21 protein-coding genes are annotated in these 22091 nt (G+C 43.6%); 5 read left to right on the top strand and 16 right to left on the bottom strand.

Features of this window, described 5'->3' with window-relative positions:
* The first annotated feature begins 10 nt into the window (after positions 1-10).
* Complete coding sequence (locus SNE26_RS16370; RefSeq protein ID WP_321555008.1) at positions 11-1138, top strand: glycosyl hydrolase; 1128 nt, start codon at positions 11-13, stop codon at positions 1136-1138.
* A 78-nt stretch (positions 1139-1216) separates the two neighbouring features.
* Here SNE26_RS16370 and nhaA read toward each other — a convergent pair whose 3' ends face one another.
* The gene (nhaA, locus tag SNE26_RS16365; RefSeq protein WP_321555007.1) at positions 1217-2545 is read right to left on the bottom strand and encodes a Na+/H+ antiporter NhaA; all 1329 of its coding nucleotides are present in this window, start codon (positions 2543-2545) and stop codon (positions 1217-1219) included.
* Positions 2546-2640: 95 nt separating this feature from the next.
* Between nhaA and SNE26_RS16360 the strand changes: the two genes are divergently transcribed.
* Positions 2641-2928 (top strand): hypothetical protein, encoded by a 288-nt coding sequence (locus SNE26_RS16360; RefSeq protein ID WP_090528351.1) that lies wholly within the window; start codon positions 2641-2643, stop codon positions 2926-2928.
* Here the strand turns inward: SNE26_RS16360 and SNE26_RS16355 are convergent.
* The 3 genes from SNE26_RS16355 to SNE26_RS16345 form a co-directional block, all read right to left on the bottom strand.
* On the bottom strand, positions 2891-4129 hold the full coding sequence (locus tag SNE26_RS16355) for an MFS transporter (protein WP_321555006.1): 1239 nt from the start codon (positions 4127-4129) through the stop codon (positions 2891-2893). The genes SNE26_RS16360 and SNE26_RS16355 overlap by 38 nt on opposite strands.
* Before the next feature lie 189 nt (positions 4130-4318).
* Positions 4319-5044: a hypothetical protein gene (locus SNE26_RS16350; RefSeq protein WP_321555005.1), complete on the bottom strand. Its 726-nt coding sequence runs from the start codon at positions 5042-5044 to the stop codon at positions 4319-4321.
* 121 nt (positions 5045-5165) lie between these two features.
* Complete coding sequence (locus SNE26_RS16345; RefSeq protein ID WP_321555004.1) at positions 5166-5876, bottom strand: DsbA family oxidoreductase; 711 nt, start codon at positions 5874-5876, stop codon at positions 5166-5168.
* A 136-nt stretch (positions 5877-6012) separates the two neighbouring features.
* Between SNE26_RS16345 and budA the strand changes: the two genes are divergently transcribed.
* Together budA and SNE26_RS16335 are read left to right on the top strand one after the other, a co-directional pair.
* Positions 6013-6807: an acetolactate decarboxylase gene (gene budA / locus SNE26_RS16340; RefSeq protein ID WP_321555003.1), complete on the top strand. Its 795-nt coding sequence runs from the start codon at positions 6013-6015 to the stop codon at positions 6805-6807.
* Between the two features lie 126 nt (positions 6808-6933).
* Entirely contained in the window at positions 6934-8172 is a 1239-nt protein-coding gene (locus SNE26_RS16335) for a DUF3179 domain-containing (seleno)protein (RefSeq protein ID WP_321555002.1), read from the top strand.
* Between the two features lie 12 nt (positions 8173-8184).
* Here the strand turns inward: SNE26_RS16335 and SNE26_RS16330 are convergent, their stop codons facing one another.
* The 8 genes from SNE26_RS16330 to SNE26_RS16295 form a co-directional block, all read right to left on the bottom strand.
* Positions 8185-8478, bottom strand: coding sequence for a hypothetical protein (locus tag SNE26_RS16330; RefSeq protein WP_321555001.1), 294 nt, complete (start codon positions 8476-8478; stop codon positions 8185-8187).
* Between the two features lie 266 nt (positions 8479-8744).
* Positions 8745-8966, bottom strand: a complete 222-nt coding sequence (locus SNE26_RS16325; RefSeq protein ID WP_321555000.1) for a heavy metal-binding domain-containing protein — start codon at positions 8964-8966, stop codon at positions 8745-8747.
* 3 nt (positions 8967-8969) lie between these two features.
* Positions 8970-10418 (bottom strand): hypothetical protein, encoded by a 1449-nt coding sequence (locus SNE26_RS16320; RefSeq protein WP_321554999.1) that lies wholly within the window; start codon positions 10416-10418, stop codon positions 8970-8972.
* Positions 10419-10421: 3 nt separating this feature from the next.
* Positions 10422-12779, bottom strand: coding sequence for a TonB-dependent receptor (locus tag SNE26_RS16315; protein WP_321554998.1), 2358 nt, complete (start codon positions 12777-12779; stop codon positions 10422-10424).
* Positions 12780-13114: 335 nt separating this feature from the next.
* Positions 13115-13486, bottom strand: coding sequence for a hypothetical protein (locus tag SNE26_RS16310; RefSeq protein ID WP_090528324.1), 372 nt, complete (start codon positions 13484-13486; stop codon positions 13115-13117).
* 173 nt (positions 13487-13659) lie between these two features.
* Positions 13660-14019, bottom strand: a complete 360-nt coding sequence (locus SNE26_RS16305; RefSeq protein ID WP_321554997.1) for a hypothetical protein — start codon at positions 14017-14019, stop codon at positions 13660-13662.
* A 229-nt stretch (positions 14020-14248) separates the two neighbouring features.
* Positions 14249-14614 (bottom strand): hypothetical protein, encoded by a 366-nt coding sequence (locus SNE26_RS16300; RefSeq protein ID WP_321554996.1) that lies wholly within the window; start codon positions 14612-14614, stop codon positions 14249-14251.
* 115 nt (positions 14615-14729) lie between these two features.
* Positions 14730-15086: a hypothetical protein gene (locus SNE26_RS16295; RefSeq protein ID WP_321554995.1), complete on the bottom strand. Its 357-nt coding sequence runs from the start codon at positions 15084-15086 to the stop codon at positions 14730-14732.
* Positions 15087-15379: 293 nt separating this feature from the next.
* Between SNE26_RS16295 and SNE26_RS16290 the strand changes: the two genes are divergently transcribed.
* Complete coding sequence (locus SNE26_RS16290) at positions 15380-17596, top strand: putative Ig domain-containing protein (RefSeq protein ID WP_321554994.1); 2217 nt, start codon at positions 15380-15382, stop codon at positions 17594-17596.
* 182 nt (positions 17597-17778) lie between these two features.
* Here SNE26_RS16290 and SNE26_RS16285 read toward each other — a convergent pair whose 3' ends face one another.
* The 4 genes from SNE26_RS16285 to SNE26_RS16270 all read right to left on the bottom strand — a co-directional run bounded on the left by SNE26_RS16285 (position 17779) and on the right by SNE26_RS16270 (position 22068).
* Positions 17779-18687 (bottom strand): hypothetical protein, encoded by a 909-nt coding sequence (locus SNE26_RS16285; RefSeq protein WP_321554993.1) that lies wholly within the window; start codon positions 18685-18687, stop codon positions 17779-17781.
* A 137-nt stretch (positions 18688-18824) separates the two neighbouring features.
* Entirely contained in the window at positions 18825-19268 is a 444-nt protein-coding gene (locus SNE26_RS16280; RefSeq protein ID WP_321554992.1) for a hypothetical protein, read from the bottom strand.
* A gap of 629 nt (positions 19269-19897) precedes the next feature.
* Positions 19898-20935 carry a fatty acid desaturase gene (locus tag SNE26_RS16275; protein WP_321554991.1) on the bottom strand — a complete coding sequence of 346 codons (1038 nt, stop codon included), beginning with the start codon at positions 20933-20935 and terminating at the stop codon, positions 19898-19900.
* A 131-nt stretch (positions 20936-21066) separates the two neighbouring features.
* Positions 21067-22068: a YncE family protein gene (locus SNE26_RS16270; RefSeq protein ID WP_321554990.1), complete on the bottom strand. Its 1002-nt coding sequence runs from the start codon at positions 22066-22068 to the stop codon at positions 21067-21069.
* Positions 22069-22091 lie beyond the last annotated feature (23 nt).

Raw genomic sequence — 22091 nt, 5'->3', positions numbered from 1 at the left:
GGAAACGTTAATGAGCAAAGCTTTTAAAGGGATTATTATTTTATGCCTGCTGATCCATAGCTCAACCGCTATGGCGCAACTGTTTGACCCTGCCGATAAACGAGCCACAGCCGAAACCCGGCAGCTTTTTTACAGTATGCAGCGCCTGCTCAACGTGGGTGTAATATTTGGTCATCATGATGACCTGGCTTATGGTGTGGGATGGCGTAATGAACCCGGCCGTTCAGACGTTAAAAGTGTCACCGGATCATACCCTGCCCTGTATGGCTGGGATCTGGCCAGGATTGAGCATGACAGCATTCATGATATTAACGGTATTGCCTTTGAGCAGCAAAAGCAGTTTGTTAAGGATGTTTATGCGCTGGGCGGTATCAATACTTTTTGCTGGCATATGGATAACCCGGCCAATGGTAAAACCGCCTGGGATACCACGCAGCGTACCATAAAAGATCTTATCCCGGGTGGTGCGTTTCATGAGGTATATGTTGGATATCTTGATCGTGCCGCCAATTATTTAGCTGATCTGAAAGGGCCGGAGGGCGAGGCTATCCCGATATTGTTCCGGCCCTTCCATGAGCTTACAGGTAACTGGTTTTGGTGGTGCAAAAACACCTGTACGCCCGATGAATTCAAAACCCTGTGGCGCTTTACTATCGATTACCTGCGGGATAAAAAGAAGCTGCATAACCTGCTCATCGTATATTCGGCAGCCGATTTTGAATCGGAAGATGAGTTTTTGGAACGCTATCCCGGCGATGCTTATGCCGATTTTATAGGCTTTGATAATTACTGTACCAACAGCGTAGAAAGCTATCAAACTAAACTGGATAAGCGCCTTGCCATTGTTGATGTCATCGCCGCGAAACACCATAAAATGTCATGCCTGCCCGAAACCGGCTATGAAGGTATCCCCATGCAAAACTGGTGGACGGAGGTATTGCTGCAAACCCTTGCTAAGCACAAAGTATCATACGTAATGGCCTGGCGCAACGGAAACGATCATCACTATTATGTTCCGTACCCCGGCCAAACCAGCGCCGATGATTTTATAAAGTTTTACAACAACCCGCAAACCATTTTCCAAAACCGCATAACGCCATTGGGGATTTATGGTAAGCCGAATTGGAGCCCCCTCTAAACGGCGTAGCCCTCATGAGCGCTAAAAACAAATTAATTGCGAATAATCTCCCCGGTAGGGGAGACTTTTTGAAAATCTTTATAAGCCCTCCCCTTTGGGGAGGGTTTGGGTGGGGTTCTTTAAAACAACCACTCCTGATATCCCCGCCAACAACGAAGCCAATAAAATCCCATACTTTGCCTGGTCAATCATTTCGGCATGATCAAAGGCTAACGCCGATATAAAAAGGGACATGGTGAAGCCTACGCCTGCAAGTAAGGCTACGCCGGTCATTTGTTTCCATGATGAACCAGCCGGTAACTGTGCACCAAATTTTACCATAAGCCAGGTGAACAGCAATACCCCTGTAAATTTCCCGGCAAGCAAGCCTACAGCTACACCCATACTAACAGGGTTAGCCAACGATGAGAAAAAGTCATGACCGACAACAATCCCGGCATTGGCTAAAGCAAAAAGCGGCATGATGATGAAGGCTACCCAGGGGTGCAGGATGTGTTCAATTTTCTGCAGCGGTGTTTCTGCATCAAGGCTCAGCTTTTTTATTTTATCAATAATGTGGTGCTGTTCGGGCGTTATAAGCGTGCTGTTGTTGGGTTGCTCGTTTTCAAAATCGGTAAGGTATTGCTTTACAGATTGGGTGTAACTGATTTCGCTGATGCGGGTACGGGCAGGAATGGTAAAAGCCACCAATACACCCGCAATAGTTGCATGGACTCCCGAAAGTAAAAAAGCTATCCAAACAGCGAAGCCTATGATCAAATAAAAAGCTGTGCTCCTGATCCCCATTTTATTGCCGATAAGCAGCATCACCAGCAGCCAAACTCCAATAGTAAGCGGCACAAGCGCTATATGGCTGCTATAAAACAGGGCAATTACCAATACCGCGCCAAGGTCATCAGCTACAGCCAATGCCGACAGGAAAACTTTTACAGAAGATGGAATATGTTTGCCCGCCATAGATAGTAAAGCCAGCGCAAAGGCTATATCTGTAGCCATCGGGATCCCCCAGCCATGAGCTGACGGCTTACCTGTATTAAAAAGGAAAAAGATGAAAGCAGGCACCAGCATTCCGCCCAATGCAGCAAACATAGGCAATGAGGCTTTTTTTACGGATGATAATTCGCCGGCCATAAACTCGCGTTTTAACTCGAGGCCTATCACAAAGAAAAATAAAGCCATAAGGCCGTCATTGATCCAGAGGTGCAGGGGATGGTTTAAAACATATTTATCAAAACCGAGCGATAGTTTGAGTTCCCAAAGCTGGTGGTAGCTGTGCTGAAAAGGCGAGTTTACCCATATGATAGCAACAATCACGCTGATAAAAAGCACTATGCCGCCGGTATGTTCCTGGTTTATGAATTTGCTTACCGGCTGCGTGATTTTATCAATAGGGTAGCTTTGTTTCATAGATGCCTAAATTAAGGAATTAAGTTGATTTTTGGACGGGATGATCTGCCGATTACATCGGATTAAAACAAAACCCGGCCATAAAACATTTATCAATGAAACCGGATATTATGAATAACTATCAGCAAAAATGGATAAGTACATTGAAAAACGCTCATTTAAATGGTTGGGAGATCAAGCCGCAGGGTGATGATATTTTTGTGGAGATGCCGCATGTTACAGACCTTAAACTGATAAGGGATAATCTGCCTGAAACACTTGCGCTGATGGCTTTGGATATTAATTTACCGAAGGAAAGGCTGAAATTTATTTTTCACAATGGCTATGAGCAGTTTGAATACCTGCTTAATCCTGCTGCTGCGGATTTGGAACAGGAGGGCTAAAATCAACGGTTGCTGCGTCGGCCGGTAATTCTTCTTTGGTATCGTCCGAATCAATTTTAGCTTTGGTTGATACCACTACTACCGAGATACCCATGCAGGCTATCAATATAAACGAAGCCCTGAGTGTAGCAATACCTGCTATAAAACCGATAACCGGCGGGCCTATCAAAAAGCCCATAAAACCAATGGTTGATACTGCTGCCAGTGCAACTCCCGGCGACATGGTTTTTGATTTGCCGGCCACACTGTAAACCATTGGCACTACAGATGATACACCGGCGCCTACCAGTAAAAAGCCTGCCATGGCTGTATAAACATAAGGGAAAGCTACCGCTATTAACAGTCCTGTAGCGGTCAGTGATCCACTAACCTGCAACGTGCGTTTTAAACCAAATTTGTGTGCAAACCAATCGGCAATAAACCTGCCGCCTGCCATGGTGAACATGAAAGTAGTAAAACCTATGCCAACCATCGCTTCGGGGGCAAGTACCACTTTTTTAAAGTAGATCACGCTCCAGTCGAACATGGCACCTTCACAAATCATCGAACAAAAAGCAATGATGCCTAATTTGATCAGCGATTTATCGGGCATGACAAATACAGGTCCTGTATCGGTAACTTTATCGTCTTTCAGGTAACGGGCAGCTACGGCCACGCCAATTGCTATCACAATCAGCATTAACGAAAAATGATGAAAAGGGATAACGCCGTTGGCTATCATGAACGTGCCTACCCCTGCCCCGGTAAAACCGGCCAGGCTCCACAAACCATGAAAAAATGCCATAATAGGCCTTTGATAAAGCTGCTCGGTAGCCACTGCCTGCGTGTTTACTGCAATGTTTACAGAATTACTTGCAAAGCCGAAACAAAGCAGGCATATGATAAGCTGAAAAGTGTTTTGAGCGAGGCCTAAACTAACCAATGCGGCAGCATAAACCAATAGCGCGGTGATAACGAGTTTTTTACTGCCTATTTTGGTGATGATCCAGCCCGAAAAAGGCAGGGAACACATAAGGCCGACAGGCAGGGCGAATAATACTGCCCCTAAACCGGCATCTGATAAACCTAAATTTTGCTGAACAGTAGCAATACGCGATGCCCAGCTGGAGAAACTTAACCCCGCCATAAAAAACATAGCACCCACGGCAATGCGGAGCGTTAGTTTGTTAATGGTATCTTTTGAATCGGGTAAGTTGATCATGTTAAAATATTATCATAGTGTCAATTTGACACTATGTGTTTGTGAGCGCAAATATAAGGCAATTAATTGTAATTTTAATAGCTAAATCGTTTTTTACTTTCAGGTGAATTAAAGCTGTTTAAAATGAAAAAGCGATCATTTTCACCAGTTTACAGGTAAATGACCGCTTTCTGAAATATACTGTTCTTTTTATCCTTTTACGTTAAATGAGCCAACTACTGTATATGTTGTGCCTGTGCTTAAATCTTTAAATTCAGCTTTAAATGTGCCCACTGCATTTCCTTTGCTTGTACTTGAATGATTTAATGTTGTAAACTTAACTTTCCCGCCAAAAAAAGTAGCATTTATATTGGTACCTAAATTAACATTCAAATCTATTAGATCATAAGTGCCGGCGACCACCGTATTGGCTCCTAACTGAAATATATCCGAACCATTGCCACTGATGTACGAAATCATAGTAGTTCCGGTAGTAGATATCGGACTTTGATCGATAGATGTAAGCATAGGGCTGCTTTTAACAATAGTTGTCCCACCATCAACCCGATATGAAATGGTTCCCTGTGCAGCGGCCGGGTAATCAGAACCATCGTCAGCCGTGCCTGTACCCGTTCCGGTTCCTGTACCTGTTCCAGTTCCAGTGCCTGTACCCGTCCCCGTCCCAGTTCCAGTTCCGGTTCCAGTACCTGTTCCAGTGCCTGTACCCGTCCCCGTCCCCGTCCCAGTTCCAGTTCCGGTTCCAGTACCTGTTCCAGTGCCTGTACCAGTACCAGTCCCAGTACCTGTATTTGTGGTGGGGACTACAGCAACTGCTTTTATTTCCTTATCCGGGCCGAGAGGTGGGTCAAGTTTGCAGCTACTTACAGAAGCTGCTATTAAAAGAAGGGTAATTACTTTACAGTAAATTTTTTTCATATATACAAAGAGTGATAGTTTATGGTTTTAACGGGTTAAAGATAAGTATTTTAGCTCTTTGTACGTATTGGAAAAACTATTTGATACAAATAATGTTAAGAAAAGTTTACAATTTTTTCAATTATTTACAATCGCCATCGGGGCTGCATGATTCACCTTCAATTGTATCAAATGCAGGTTTGGGGTTTTCTTCCTGCCAGCCGGTAAACGCTTTTGCAATGGTATCTTTAAATACAGCCACGTCCTGTGCTCCTGATACGGCATATTTGCGGTTCATTACAAAAAACGGAACGCCGCGTACACCTAAATACTGAGCTTCGGCAATGTCGTGTTTTACATCGTCGGCGTAGGTGTTGCTTTCAAGCGTTTGTTTAATTTCTTCAGCGTTCAGGCCAATCGCCGTACCCATTTCAATAAGGGTTTCGGTATCATCAATATTGCGGCCTTCGGTAAAATATGCCCTGAACAAAGCTTCTTCGGCGGCATCTCCCAAACCATGTTTTTTTGCCAGATGAGCTAACCTGTGCGCATTAAAACTATTAGCCACAACAGATTTGCTGAAATTATAAGTAAGGCCGGCCTGTGCTGCCATTTGGGTAACATGATCGTTCATCTGTTCGGCATGGTCAAGCGTCCATCCTTTTATATCGGCCAGGTACTGGTTAATGCTGATATTGGGGTTGGTTTTAAGATCGGGGTTTAGCTGAAAGCTTTTCCATTCTATCTCAATTTGTTCTTTGCCTTCAAAGCCGGCCAGTGCTTCCTCGAACCTGCGTTTGCCTATATAACAAAACGGGCACATTACATCCGACCATATTTCTACTTTCATCATTTCTATTTTAAATGTTTAAACAAATTTAAGACCTGTAATTCTTATGCCCGTAAGGGCAAAGTAAAATTTAACAGGCTTTGTTAGATGCCAGAGTAATTTTTGAACTACTTTTATCACTTTAAAAACACGTTCCCCTATGAAGAATTTATACCTGACATGCTTTTCGCTCTTAATTATCTTTACAAGCCTTAAAGCATCGGCGCAACAAAAAACAACCGATAAAAATTTATTCAGCGCAGGTTATGCCGCGGGTTTTATTGGCGGCTTGTATGATTCTTATTATCCGTATAAACAACTAAAACAACATGGCGATTTTGGTTTGGGTGCCCCGGGCAAGCTTGATGGCGAGCTCATGGTGCTTGACGGTAAACTTTATCAAACCCAGGCAACAGGTAAAACCACCCTGCTTGCAGATACAGGCAAAACTCCTTATGCCGTGGTTTGCTTTTTTCATGCCGAAAAAACATATAAGTGTAATAAGCCCTTATCTAAATCAGCACTTTTTAGCTACCTGGACAGTATCTTAACCAACCAGAACGGGATCTACGCTATCCACATCAAAGGAAGTTTTAGTATGGTTAAAACAAGGGCTTTCCCTCCGGTTGATAAGCCTTATTTGCCCTTAGCGGCGATGCTTGACAGGCAGCACTTTTTTGATTTTAAGAACATCAAAGGCGATCTTATTGGTTTTAAAATCCCTGCGCTGATGGAAGGAGCTCATATCAGCGGTTACCACTTTCATTTTTTATCTGATGATAAAACCGGTGGCGGCCATATCATTGATTTGCTTGCAGATGATATCACCATTGAAGTTGAAACGCTGACAAGTTATACCATTGACCTGCCGCAAACGCCGGAATTTAACAGCTTTGACTTTAAGAAAGACCGTAAGGAAGAGATCAAAAGCGTTGAGAATGGAAAAAAGCAATAATTGCTGACCGTTTTTATTTGGGCGATAATTTTTTGTAATATGTAAATTTTTATAAATTAGGAAATTATAAACCAATTATAAACTTATTGAGGTAACAGCCCAATGCTGAGGATTTATTGAATAAGCATGAGATGGAACAGTGCTAAAATATTTTGGATAGGTATCATTTTACTGGTGGTGCCCGGCCTTGTTCATGCTTACCTGCTCATGCCATTTCCCGGCAGCCAGGATCTGAATGCCATAACCCTGTGTTACTATCTCGAAAAGGTGATCATGCCACTGCGCCTGATAGGGCTGCTATTCATTGTTTGGTACTTATTTAAATTCTACGCTAAAAATACCTTTAAACAAAAGGCCGTTAAAGCCGCTGTTTTTATGCTTTGTATAGGCAGCTTTTACATAACCGATTATATGTACAAAGCCGAAACCATGTTTAAAGAAACCACAAAAGCTGTTTTTGAAAATGGATTGAAAAACAGGGTGCCGCTAAGCTACCTGGTAGTAGGTGTTGTAAATAACGGTGTAGCCAAGGCTTATCCGCTCATATACCTGGGCTATCATCATAAATTGCAGGACAATGTAGGCAATAAACCTGTTTTGGTTACCTATTGCACCATGTGCCGTACAGGCAGGGTTTACAGTCCGGTTATTAACGGTGTAAGGCAAAACTTCAGGCTGGTGGGGGCAAGGCACTATAATGCTATAATTGAAGATGAAAACACTAAAACCTGGTGGTACCAGGCTACCGGTAACGCGGCTGTCGGGGAGTTGAAAGGAAAACAATTAACCGAGCTGCCTTATGAACAATTAACCCTTGCCGCCTGGTTGCAGAAACATCCCGAAACGCTCATTTTACAACCAGACAGGCTATACACCACCGATTATGCCGACCTGAAAAACTACGACCGTGTGCAGGCTATCGACCGTGACAGCACTATAAAAAATAAAGATTCCCTGATGCGCAAAAGCTGGGTAATTGGTGTGATCATAAACGGAAAAGCCAAAGCTTACGACTGGCGCCACATGTACGCCAAGCGCCTGCTGAATGATGAGTTGAACAAAAGTTCACTGCTCATTGGCATTGAAAAAGACAGTCTCAGTTATCATGCCTGGAATACATCAGTAAGTGGTAAAACCCTTCATTTTAAACTGGATGATAAAGGCATGCTTACCGACGAGGAAACAGCTTCGGTTTGGGATTGGGACGGCTTATGCCTGGCTGGTTTGCAAAAAGGGCAGCGCCTGGCTAAAATTCAGGCCTACCAGGAGTACTGGCACTCATGGAAACATTTTCATCCCGGCACTGTGTTTTGGAAAGGCGATGAATCGCTGGAGCAAACGGCATCCATTTACCCGCCTTTTTAACAACAGCTTTAATTAAATAGCGGTTGCTATTTTGCTGATATCATCATCGTTAAGCGGGGCGTCTTCAGAAATATTGGGGTAATATTTATTCAGTACCTTTTGTATAAGCTGGTAGCTTTCGATGGATTGAATGGGAGCGGAGGCCAGTTCAGTGATGATGGAACCGATGAGTTTAAGCTTTTTTGCCTCGTACTGGTTGATCACAAAGTCAGAAGTTTTTTTCTTACGGCTTTGTTGTATGAGGTCATCAAGTTTCTTGATCTCTTCAACCAAGTCAATAAGTTTTAATACTTCCACCTTTTTCATCAGCGCCAAAATTAGTGATTTATTTGTAACAAGGGTTATAAGTTGTATTGTTTGTAAGTATGAGACGGGTGGAAGAGGTAATTGTTACGGATAGAAATCGAGCACCTGTTCAACGTGTGCAAGCTGAAAAATTTAAAATATGTCATTGCGAGCGAAGCGTGGCAATCTCGTAGCTAATGCATAGCCGCCCTGTGTAGCTACAAGATTGCCGCGTCGCCCCATTGCATTGGCCTGTGCTGCTCCTCGCAATGACACTGTTTCTTTTACTATTTCTTATCCTCAGTAGTATCCCTTTCAACCAGGGCCATGCCGCATTTAGGACAGGTGCCGGGTTTATCGAAGGTAAGGTCGGGGTGCATGGTACAGGTGTATTTGCCTTTTTTCTTTATGGTTGAGGTGCTGTCGGTTTTGCCGGTGCTTTTAACCGCACTGTTGCAGGCGCCAAGGACAAGGCTTGCCAAGGCTAAAATGATAAAGCTTTTTTTCATTGATTATTTGTTTTTGATGAATGAGGTCAACCCGAACAATGATACTACCAGCACACCTAAGGCGGCCAGCATACTCACTATATCGCGGATATCCTTACCCGCCCAGGTCATGCCGAAATACTTGTGTAAAAATATAAAAGAAAGCCCTTCGGCCCTGTCAATTCCTGCAACTTTTGTAGCCAGTTTTGATGAGGTAGTTTCAATATACCAATTGCTGCCGTCAGCGTAGCTTACCCGTTCAACCGGCAGGCGTTTGTTGATGAAACCGTACTCGTTATCAAACTGCCTTACCTGGTTAACTTTTACCCTGCCATAAAACTTGTCAGGATCCTGGTGGGTATGGTAATAGGTACTTAAAAAACGGGCATAATCCTCATCTCCACTAATTTGTTCTTTGCCGGTTAAGGTGTTGAAGTAGGAGATCTGCTTTTTATTATCAGTTACCTGGTAATAGCTGTTGCCATTAAAGCTGACTACGGCTATCCTCTTGATGACACTATCGGCAACAGGAAGCCGAAGATTGGAGATACCCAACTGTTTCCTGTTGATCACCTGCCCATAATCAGGTTTTGGTGTTTCGGTATTGTGCAGTTTTACGGCAAGGTGAAAAGCCCCGCTGATTACGAAAGTAAACATCACAAGGGAAACAATAAGCCCTATCTGCCGGTGATAACGATGAACGATGCGCGTGTCCTCACCGCCATTTTCTTTTCGCTTTTGAGTTACGGATTTAAACTTATTCCACATTAAACCATAAACAGTTAAGCCGCTGATGAGGGCGAACAGCATTACCACCATGATGATGAGTAATACTACATTGCGGAAAGTATCGCCGCCAATATCAGCCAAAAACTGCCAGGTATGGAACTGTTCAAACAGCCAAAGGAAAGCCTTGCGGGTATTGTTGTTAAATGTACCCATGCGGCTCTGACTGGTTTCAATATAAATGTCCATGCCATCGGGACGGTCAAAGCTGATCTTCCAAACGGGCAGAAGGTGATTGATGGGCTGATATTGCCCGTCAAAGGTTGTTTGCAGATCGAACTTTTTAATGTTAGATGTTGAATCCTGCGTAAAATAGCGGGCAAGATAAGTGGCATATAGCTTATCACCATCTTTTAACAATGCCCCATCATTGGCCGAGTAGTAATTGTACACACTATCTTTATCCAGCACCTGGTAATAAGTGTTGTGATTAAAATTAACCAGTCCGAAGTTGCGGATAATGGAGATCTTATTTTTATCCAACACCTGTTGAATGCTGAGCTCCGGTTTCATCTGGCTTTGAGCTAAGGGTTTGAATACCTCCCAGGCTATTGAGGGCCTGAACCAGTTTGACATGAACGGGTGTGAAAGCCCGCTCAATGTCCAGAATATTACCGGGATGAGGGCCGTTAAGCCCAGCACACGGTGCCATTTATAAAAGTTACTTTTTACTGTTGCAGATGCCATTGATCAATATTTTGAAAATGAATAACTGATACCCAGCGTACAGGTGCGCGGCGGCGCGGCGTTATAAGTGTCGCCGTACTGACTGCTGGTTACCGTAGTTGCATAAAGCTTGTTGGTTAAGTTAAGCACATTGAACCAGATGCCTGCGCCTTTCAATACACTGCTTTTTACATCATAACCTAAACGCAGGTTGTAGATATCATAACCAGAATAGGTTTTGGTATTGGCGGGGTTGGTGAAATAATGATTAATGTGCTGCCATTCGGTCGCTATCCTGAAGCCGGGAAGGTATTGCGGCTTGTAGGTAAGCTCGGAGTTGGCAATCCAGGCCGGTGCGTTGTTCATGCGTTTGCCGTCATAGTTGGTTACGGTGTTAGTACCGGTGGTGTAATTGGTGGTTACCTCGCTGTATTCAACATAAGTATGTTTGGCATTGGTACCACTAAACCGGAAGGTAAGCTCTTTAACCGGGGCCACAGTAAGCGAGTATTCAACGCCGCGATGACGTGTTGCGCCAGCGTTTTGGTTTTGCGTAGTGTTATCCGGCAGTAATTGGTTAATGATTTCGTTGTGGCCTTCCAGATCGAATATGCTTAATTCAAAGTAGAGTTTTTTGTTAAAGGCCGAGAACCAGCCGCCGGCTTCGTAATTATCAAAAGTGGCCTGTTTAAGCTGGGTAAGCTGACGCGAGCTGTATAAATCGCCGGTTTCGGGTGGTTGAAAACCTACGCTGTAGTTGGCATAAAAACCTTTGTTGTTTCCCAGATTATAGGTGATGCCCAGTTTGGGTGCAACAATGTTGAAATTGTTGGTTTCCTGTTGTTTGTATTTGGTTTGCCCGGCGGGGATCTCATTATCAAAGTTGTAATGAACCCTGTCATAACGTAAACCGCCAACTATTCTTAATGCTTCCGTAGGTTTTATCTCGTACTGAACATAAGCCGCTGTATTAAACAACTTGATCTTGTAATTATCAATATACCTGCCGGTATTGCTGAAGCCGGTGTAGTAGTTGTTGGCTACATCCTTGGTGATATCGAGGTATTGAGCGTAGTATGAGCTTGGACTATTGTCTATATAAACACCGCCAATCAGCCTCGAATGCAGGAAATCAAAATCAACCCGGTGCTGCGCCAATAAACCGTAGCTGTTAAATTTTTGATCGTTCACCTGTCCGTTGCTGCTCTGGTAAACGCCGTTGGCGTCGCGAACATCGGATATAAAATAGCTTGGCAGCTGTGCAGTTGAGTTATTGCGGAAGAAGAGCGTTACAAATGTACTGTTCTTATCATCCCACTGATGGTCCAACCGGGTGCCTGCGCGGAAGGATTTTACCTTGCGATAGGTGAAACGCTGGTTGGAGCCGTAGCTGCGATCGTAAAAATGGGCGCTGTCCAAACTGCCGGGCGTTTGGGTGTTGAGGTAGTTGTAAGCTGCCGAAGTAGTAAGCTTGGTTTTGGCGCTGAAATCATAGGTGGTTTTGAAATTTGCCGAATATTTATCAAAATCAGAATAGTCCTGCCAGCTATCGGTTTGGTGGGCTACATATCCGCCTAAATACAAACCAAATTTGCCCTGGGTGAAACCACCATCAGCATCAACGCGGCGGTAATGGTAATTATCGCCCTGAGCAGAAACATTGCCTGCATAGCCTGTAGGTGGCCCCTGCGTAATGAAGTTAACCGCGCCGCCGATTGAATTGCTGCCGTAAAGCGATGATGCCGGTCCTTTGATCACTTCGATATCCTTAACGCCCGACATGTTAATTTCATATAGTGAGTTATGATTAAAGATCCCTGTAGGGCGAATAGGCACGCCATCTTCCATATACAAATAAAGCGCGTTATAGGTAATAGGCTGGCGGATAGCCATGGTATGTTGCTCATTACCCAGGTTTACCATGTAAACGCCTGCCACTTTGTTAAGTAATTGATAAAGGGCCGTAGCTTTGGTATCTTTTATTTGGGTGGAATTGATCTTGCTGATGGCGATAGGAGCGTCCTGCCTGGCCTGGCTTTCACGACTGGCGGTTACCACTACGGGCTGCAAATCGACAGGTGAGGGCTCTAACGCTACATCAAGCTTTTGGCCTTTTATGGCAGATACTTCAATGATATGTGCACTATAGCCCACCATGGCAAATTTAAGCCGGGTAATGCCCTGTGCATTGATGCTGAAGTGGCCTTTAGCATTGGTCATGCCCAGTTTTGCACCTGTAGCAGCATCGGCATTGCAGATTGATGCGCCCGCTATAGCCTCATGTGTAATGGCATCAGTAATTGTGCCTTGTATGGTAGTTTGGCTATAAGCCAGTGTTTTAATAAGTATAAAAGTTATAAATAGGATTAGATATCGTTTCATTATATAGTATTACGGAAGTTGCCTCCCCGTGTAAAAAAGGGTAGAGTAGGGTGTGGATTGATTGACAGGAGAGTGTAAAGGTGTCTTCTACCCGTCATTGCGAGGTACGAAGCAATCCCCGATTAGCAAGGGTGGCTATGCAAGGCTCTCTAAACAGTTTGGGATTGCTTAGTACCTCGAAATGACGGAATGTTTAAATCCGATCATATGTAGTAAATACGATCCTATCGCAAAAGATAAAAAAGCTTACTCTGTAAAGCGTGCGATTGCTCTGCTCGCAATGACATAGTTTTTATCCTATACCATCAATCAAAAACCAATAAAAAATGAAATGATTATCCTAACTGCGGAGGCTGGAATATCGTAGCCGGGCGATCGGCCGGTACGGTTGGGGTGTAAGGGGTTGAAATAACCTGCAACAGGCTGGAGTGGAACTTTACATCAGTTGAGCTGATGACATAAACCTCCTGGAAGAGGCTCTTTTGCGACTGCCTTTCGTCGCTGGCCTGCTTGTCCTCTGCCTGTTTGATCTTTTTCGCGAAGTAGCATTTGCCATCGCAATGCAGCCAGGGTCTGTTCCTGTTTTCGCAAAGTTTGGTGGCAATGTAATTCCTGTTCAGCTCAAAACCCGCGAAAATGAAAAAGCGCGAGAAGTTGACCGTGATCAGCGAAAAGATGAGTAAATAGGCTGTAATACGTTGCAGCATGGCGCAAAGGTACACCCTATGCGTTTAATAAGCAACTTTAGTTAAAAGTCCGCACTCTTAAGTTCTAAATCTTAAGTCGAAAGTTCTAAGTAGGAAGTCTCAGTCTTTAAGTCGAAAGTTAAAAAATCTAAAAGCATAATCCGACTAAAGACTTTTGACTTAGAACTTTCGACTTAAGGCTTGTCTCTTTTCAACGTAGCATGCAGGTGCTGGCCCTTGTAAACCAGGTTCATGCCAATGGAATCTGCATAAACTTTACCCGTATGGGGCGAACTGCCTCCCGGTACCGGTATACTGAATGAAAAATTGTCGCCGTTGATCATGCCGTCGGTAATAGCAACATCCCCCTGCGGAGCGTGGGCTGTACCTGTAAGTTTGCCGCTATCTACCTTAAAAGTGTAGCTTAAGGGAAAATGATCATCGCCCGGAAGCTTTAACGAACCTATCCATTTGCCGTTAATATCGGCCATCGAAATAAAACTGAAAGCGGTAATAATGATGAACGCACTAATCACCAGGAACTCTTTTTTCATTGTTGATATAGTTTAAGCAGATATCTATATGCTGTAATTTAAACTATATACAATTTTATTGCCTTTAAGTTTAATAAAAAAGAAAAACCTTACTGATGGGTAAGGTTTTTTATCGGGAGCGTCATCCTGAACTTGTTTCAGGACCCCACTGGCAGGTGAACCATGCAAGCTTGCTTAGCAGGTGGGTTGCCGAAACAAGTTCGGCCTGACTATTATGTTAGTAGGGAACTTATTTCTTCTCAACCGGTCTTTTCAATACCGAGCTGCTTTTGGAGCCATTGATATCCAGTTCAACGCTAACCGAATCGCCCAGGAATTTACCTGTATGCGGGATCACGATACCGCTGGTGGCTACTGTAAATGAAAAGTCGGTGCCGTTGGTTTTGCCTTCTTTAATATCAACATCACCTTCGGGGGTTAATGCTGTACCGGTCAGTTTATCGCCATCAATCTTAAAATTATATAGCAATGGGTATTCCTGTCCGTCGCCTGTAATTAGTTTGCCAGCCCATTTGCCGTTAAGGTCAGCTATTGCTGCAAGACATATCATAAAACAGCTTACCAATAGTGTAGTAGTAAAAATCTTTTTTTTCATAAACTTGAATTTTGGTTGAGATAAATATAAGAAGCTTGATTTATTGGATGAAACGATTACATGATATTTTATGCAATTTAAATATCATGTAATCCTGCTATCAGGAAAATCAAGGTTATTGCGCCCTTTTTAAAGTGCTATGTACTTTTGAACCGTTCGCTTCAATATCAACACCTACCGAATCGCCATAGAATTTACCTGTATGGGAAATATGGATATCTTCGATGCTTACAGTAAATTTGAAACTGTCGCCCGTTATTTTGCCGTCTTCAATCGGCATATCGCCTTTAGGGGTTTTGGCTGTGCCGGTTAGTTTATCCCCATCAATCTGAAAATTATAAAGCAATGGGTAAACTTCACCGGTTTCAGTTTCAAGCTTGCCTTCCCACTTTCCGGCAATTCCGGCAATGGCTGCAAAGCAAGCCGCAACACAAACTATTACAAGGGCTAAGGTTAAAAAAGTCTTTTTCATACCTGTTGTTTTCACCAGTAAATGTATAATCGATATTAAACCAAAACGTAAACTGTACATTAAATTTATCGTCGGTGGTGTTATCGATTTATAAACAAAAACTGTACTGCAACAGCCTGATAGTTATTCATAGCTTACTTTTTTACTTTTAGTTGTATTTACGGGTGTTTTATGTGTATTTATATAAATGTTAACAATACATTTCTAATTATTCAAAATCATTGTACCTTTAAATCTGCATACTAACCGGGCGAAATCCTGTTTCGCTTTTCACTTTTAAACAACCTATAATAATGAAGAAAATTTTTACCGCATTGCTATTGTTGGGTGGTACATACCTGGGCGCTTCCGCACAGGACGTTCAGCTTAACAAAGGCTGGAAATTTGCCGTGGGCGATTCTGCCCAGTGGTCGTCCCCAACTTTTAACGATCAAAACTGGCAAAACATTGATGTTGCCCGCTCCTGGGAACCGCAGGGGCATCCAAATTACGATGGCTTCGGCTGGTACCGCATCCACGTGGTGATCCCTTCATCGCTTAAGGAAAAAGCCTATTTAAAGGATAGTCTCCGGTTAAGCCTGGCCAGTGTTGATGATAACGATGAAATATACCTGAACGGAAAGCTGATTGCTAAATATGGCGGCCACAGCGGAACTATTAAGGATGGCAACTACGGACCGCGTACTTATAGTATCCCGGCTTCTGACCCGGCTATTTTGTGGGATAAGGAAAATGTACTGGCCATCCGCATTTACGATACCGGTGGCGACGGCGGTATTTACGGTGATAATTTTAGCATTGCCATGGCCGATGTAATGGATCATGTTACGGTAAATACCGATGGCGATTACAGTTTCCAGGAAAATAACAGCCTGGCCAAATCAATTAAACTGATCACTACCAATAAATACCAGTATCAGGGTACTTTGGCCTTTAAGGTTACCGACCCCGAAACAGGCGCGGTCATCTACGAAAAAACAAATCCCGCAAACTTCACTGCCGGCAAGCCTTTCACTTATTCGTTCGTGATAGCCCGGTTAGCTAAAAAATCTTACACTATCGCTTACACTTTCAGCGATCAGAAATCGGGGAAGGAGATTGTTAAAACAGAAACTACACCTTATATTCTTACGCCTTATCCATCGGCCAAGCCAAAGATTAATGGAACTGACGTTTACGGTGCAAGGCCGGGCAATCCTTTCCTTTATTTGATTCCGGCAACCGGTAAAAAGCCGCTTACCTATAAAGCTGCAGGATTACCTGCCGGGTTAACGCTTGATGCTAAAACAGGGATCATTACAGGCGTGGTAAGCCAAAAGGGAGATTATCCTGTAACGCTTACGGTTACCAATAGCTTAGGCAATAAAACTAAAACGCTTACCATTAGCATTGGTGATAAAATCGGCCTCACACCAGCCCTCGGCTGGAACAGCTGGAACGCCTGGGGATTGAGCGTGAACGATGAAAAAGTAAAGATCTCGGCTAAAGAAATGTCGGAGAAATTGAGTGCTTATGGCTGGAACTATATCAATATCGACGATGGCTGGGAAGCTGAAAGCCGTGCTGCCGATGGCGCCATTGTTGCTAACAGCAAGTTTCCGGATATGAAAGGCTTAACTGATTATGTGCATAGCCTCGGCTTGCATACCGGGATTTATTCATCGCCCGGCCCGCGTACCTGTGGCGGCTTTTTGGGCAGCTGGCAGCATGAAGACCAGGACGCCAAAACTTATGCCGACTGGGGTTTCGATTATTTAAAATACGACTGGTGCTCTTACTCGGAAGTTACCCCACCGCATCCCGACCTGCCTGCGCTTAAGAAACCATATGAAGTAATGCGCGCATCTTTAAATAAAGTGAACCGTGATATTATGTTTAGTTTTTGCCAGTACGGCTGGGGCGATGTTTGGAAATGGGGTGCCGAAACAGGCGGTAACAGCTGGCGTACCACCGGCGATATCCAGGATACCTGGAGAAGCATGAGCGATATTGGCTTTAGTCAGGACCCTGCTTCGCCTTATGCCGGTCCGGGCCATTTTAATGATCCGGATATGTTGGTTGTGGGTAAAGTGGGCTGGGGGCCAAGTCTGCACAATAGCCGTTTAACCTATGACGAGCAATATACACACATCAGTTTATGGAGCCTGCTGTCTGCGCCATTATTAATTGGTTGCGATATGGGGCACCTGGACAGGTTTACACTTAGTCTGCTAACCAATGATGAAGTATTGGCTATTGACCAGGATGCCTTAGGCAAAGGTGCAAGACAAGCTTCTAAAACAGATGAACAGCAAATTTGGGTAAAAGAGCTTACCAAAGGCGAAAAAGCAATAGGTTTCTTTAACACATCTGATAAATACCAAACCGTTAACCTGGATGCTACTGACAAGCTGTTAAAAGGCTTTACCAAAGCCCGTGATGTTTGGGAGCAAAAATACCTGATAGCGGTTAATCACAAATATACTTTCAAAATACCACCGCATGGCGTAAAGCTTATCCGGGTGATGTAGAGAGTTCTAAAGAAAGCAATAGAAAACACGCGTCATTGCGAGGTACGAAGCAATCCCCTATTAGCAGAGTAACTAAGCAAGTTTCATGTCCCCCTCAGGGTCTCTCGCAGAGGACCCTGAGGGATACGTTTTAAGATATAGAAAAGGCCTTTGTTTACCCGAAGGCCTTTTCTATTTAAAAATCAATTTGGAACATCATAATGATATATCGGCGAAAAAACACCTTCACTTGTAGTGTAGTAGCCTTTGCCATCCGGTTGAAATCCTATTGCTTCACCCTGTTTTTCAACTTTATAGTTAAGCTCTTGTGGTTTGCGTACCATAGTTTCCCATATGGGTTCGTTATGCTGGCGGCGCCAGTAGTAAACTTTGTCGTAGCTTTTCAGCAGGATCTGCTGCCCGTCTTTAGAGATATCGCCGGCTGTGATCCATTTAAAAGGTTTAAAACCCGCGAAGAACAATTTGCAGCGTTTGGTTAATACAGTTGTTGTATTGGCCTGGTATTTTAACGGACTGGTGTAAACCGCAACGGTATCACTCCTTTTGCTTACTACGATCAATTGTTTGCCTATCGGATCAATCATCAACGTTTCGGCATCTTTAGGGCCATCCGGATATTTAAAGTCTGCCCGCACAGCTTGTGTGTTTGTAAATGCCTTATCGCCTGTAGCCCATGATTTTTTTTCGGCCATGCGGTAAACTGTAATATATGGCCTGCTTTGATTATTATCGCCTATATCGCCAAGGTAAACGTAACTTTTGCCTTTTTCCGGCCCGGGGCCAACATCTATATCTTCACAATCCTGTACGCCCAATTTATGAACGCTGTCTCCCTTAAAATAAATGGTTGATTTGAGCTTGCCATCGGCTGTTATAGCAAAAAAACGGCTCGTATCGCCACTGTCGTTATGTACATAGTAAGTATCGGGACTAATGGATGATGCCGCAATGCCCGACGTTTCATCCATCTCTTTATCATTCAGGGTGCCTGTAATATCCTGCCTGTCGAGCAGCCTGTGCTTGGCAAAGGCCCCCATGAAAAGCAGGGATACAAGGGGGAGTAGGATATTTAATTTTTTTGATCGACTCATTCTGTTTCTTGCAAACAATAACGCAAATAAAGCGCATTAGTATGAAGTTGACATTAATTATTTGATTTTGTTACGACTATATGAAAATTGTATAACAAATAGGGCATATGGTACACAATATTCGTACCATGAAACATTTATGCCGATTCAAAAGCATGTAATAAAGTATTTTGCCGGAATATTTCTGCAGGGGTGCGGTAGTCGGCCAGTTCAAGTTCCTGAACATATTTACAATTGCAGGGGTGACCGGGTTTAATAAAAACAGGCATGTCATAGCCCAGTTGCTGATAGTATGGGGTGATGAACGCTTTTACAGGCAGGTCATTTGCTGCAGCAATAACTTCGGGCGTAAGTTTTTTTAAGGGCTTTAAAAGCAACTTGATTTCATAAAGTTTAAAATTATCATATAGCGGGATCCAGCGTGTTATATCATCAATACTAACAGCTAAGGCGCTGTGCTTTACACCTTCAAGTGTGCCAATATTGATCTCCCTGGTATTTAAAAGACTGGTGATCACAACCTGTTGGCCGATGTAACGGCTAAAAATTATAAGTTGATCGGCTTTGCTTAAGGAAATCATGTTACTAATATTTTTAGCAAAATACGAAAATTAGTTGATGAGATGCAAGCGGGAAATGAAAGTGTGTTTTCTATATGTCAGGAGTGACCTCCCGCTGGTGCGCGCGTGCCGCGCGTATCCTAATTAGCAGGGAGATGGTGACTATGCGGGATTGCCCTAGTATAGTTCGCGATTGCTTTGTACCTCGCAATGACGGGGTGGGGAGGGGGCGCTGCTCTACAGGCAACTACTATCACACCCCGTTCATCACCCGTCCATAAACATACCGACACACGTATATGGAGGGACGGAAAGCCTTTTATGTTTATCGAGATTGTGTGCATGTCGCGTTAGGGATTACAGTGAAAAGCCCACAGCGAGCGCAGGGATTGTCGGGATGGAAAGGCGAGAACTTGTAACGGAAAGCCCGGGGCCGCGGGCAACGCTATTGTTATAAAATTTGATTAAGAAACACAATAATAATCAATAACTTACAATCACGTCATTATAAGGAAGACCGACGAAGCAATCTCGTGGCAATGCAGACTGAAGATACATAGCTACGAGATTGCCACATTATCAGGCGCAATGACAATTAGCATGCTGTCCAACAAAAAAAGGGCCTTTTTTCAAGGCCCTTTCTCAATTTCTTATTTTTCAACATCCACAAGCTCCGGCTTTGCTGTTTCGGACTTGGTGAGATCGATATCTGGTTTTGAAATATCTGTCAGCGCTACACGGCCGCGGTCTTTACGCAGAATGCGGTTGAACAGCGAGATCTCCCTATCGAACAAAAACTGGAAAAATAATTTTGTCCATGAGGTATGATAGTATAAAGTATCGTAGTATTCAGGGGCAGTCTTCCTGATCTCCGGAAGTTTATTCCATGGGATAGAAGGGAAATCATGGTGCTCATTGTGGAAGCCTACGTTAAAGGCTACGGCGTTAAAATTACCATAGTAGCTGTAAGTTTCCTGTTCTTCGGTAACGGTAAGGTAGTGTTCCTGGATCCAGCGGGCGCCCAGCGGGTGCAGGCCAACCGAAAACGAGAAGCTTAGCAGCAGGAATGCTACGGCATGCCAGCCCATAAAGTAAGCGATAGCAGTAGTAAATGCTGCCTGCAATAACCAGTTTGTCAGGATCCAGCCATCAAAGGGATGGATTTCCCTTAAACGTGAAAGGCGGAACAATTGGAATACCGGGAAAAACAGCAGCCAGATTGCTTTACCAAAAAATGAATTACTGATCAGTTTTGCTTCCCAGCGGTTCGGTAAATCGGCATCAAGCTCATGTACACCCTGAAAAGAGTGATGTTTGATATGATATTTCTCGAACGAAATGGCACTTGGCAATATTTGCGGTAAATTGGCAAACATAGATGCCCAGCGGTTGGCATTACGGTTTTTAAACAGCAACTGGTGTGTACATTCGTGGATCATCACAAACAGCGCATGATCGGCAAAAGCCCCAAGCAAATAGGCTGCGCCAAAAACTATCCACCATGACTGGTCACGTACAAACCAGGCTAAAACAACTTGGAAAGCTACTAACCCAACAATGGCCCATATCGTTTTAGGATTTTTACCTATAAGTTTACGCAGTTGCGGAAACTCTTTCAAGATTTTTTTTGTGCGGATGCGATGAGGTTCAGACTCCTGGGAATAAACAAAATCAGTCTTTTTTATCATATAATGTTAAAACGTTAAATATAACGATAACGTGCATAAAAAGTTCATTTTTTTGTAAAAATTAATTAGTAATACCAGGAATAAACCAAATCTTCATGATCATTTCATATAAATTTTATATACAATTTACTTTAGTTTTGCTTAAAAACAAGCACTTTAAAAGTATTGGGAATGGTTTTGCGGGTTCCTGGTTCAAACTGGGCAACACTTAAATAAATCTTGTGGGTTTTGGCGTCCAGCGCCATTGTCCTGGCCCTTTCGGCAGTTTTAAGCGATTGGATCACCTCATATTCATCGGCCGATTTTTGTTTGATGATGGTAGTAACGCCATCGCCGCATGAGCAGAAGATCAGTTTGGTTTCGGGGTCATAAACTACGGCATCAACACCTGCGCCAATTGGCAGGGTAGCAGTAACTTTTCCTGTTTTGATATCAACAACACTCACCCCCTTATTTTCGCGGCAAACGGTAAATAATTTCTGATCAACGGCATCAAGCGCTAAACCTGTTGGGCCACCGCAGGGAGCAAGGGGATAGTTTTTGATCACTTTAAGGCTTTTGCTATCAATAACATTCAGGCTGCTTTTGTCTTCAAGGTTATTGTAGATCTTTCCTTTTCCATCAGATACTGCAAACTCGGGGCCACCGCCAAGTGCCACTGTGCCAACCTGTTTAAGTGTGGCCGGGTTAATTACTGATGAGTTATTGCTTTCGCCGTTGAAGGTAAACACACGATCTGAGTAAGGGTCATACATAATGGCATCCGGGCCATCGGCACCCGTAAGGGCAATAGTAGTAATGGTTTTAAAAGTTTTCAGATCGAAAACCACTACGGCATTTGCCTTGCCATCACTGATGAAGCCGCGATTAAGTTTATTTACTATGGCTATACCGTGAACGCCTTTCATGTTATCAATAACACCAACCGGCTTTTCGGTATCCAGGTTAATAACGTTTACAGATGTGCTATGCGATACGTACAGGTTACGGTTTACTTTATCAATCGCCAGGTAATCGTAACCGCCATCGCCCGGAAGCGCGATGGTTTTATCGGCCACATAGGTTTGCGCATTCAGTTTAAACGGAGCTATACCTGCTATGAGCAAGGCTACGGCCAAAATTTGCTTTTTCATTTTTCGGGAGTGTTTATTGCCAT

The organism is Mucilaginibacter sp. cycad4 (assembly GCF_034263275.1).
Classification (GTDB): Bacteria; Bacteroidota; Bacteroidia; order Sphingobacteriales; family Sphingobacteriaceae; genus Mucilaginibacter.
The sequence above is the reverse complement of the archived record's forward strand: the minus strand, read 5'-3'. Positions and strand labels throughout refer to the sequence as shown.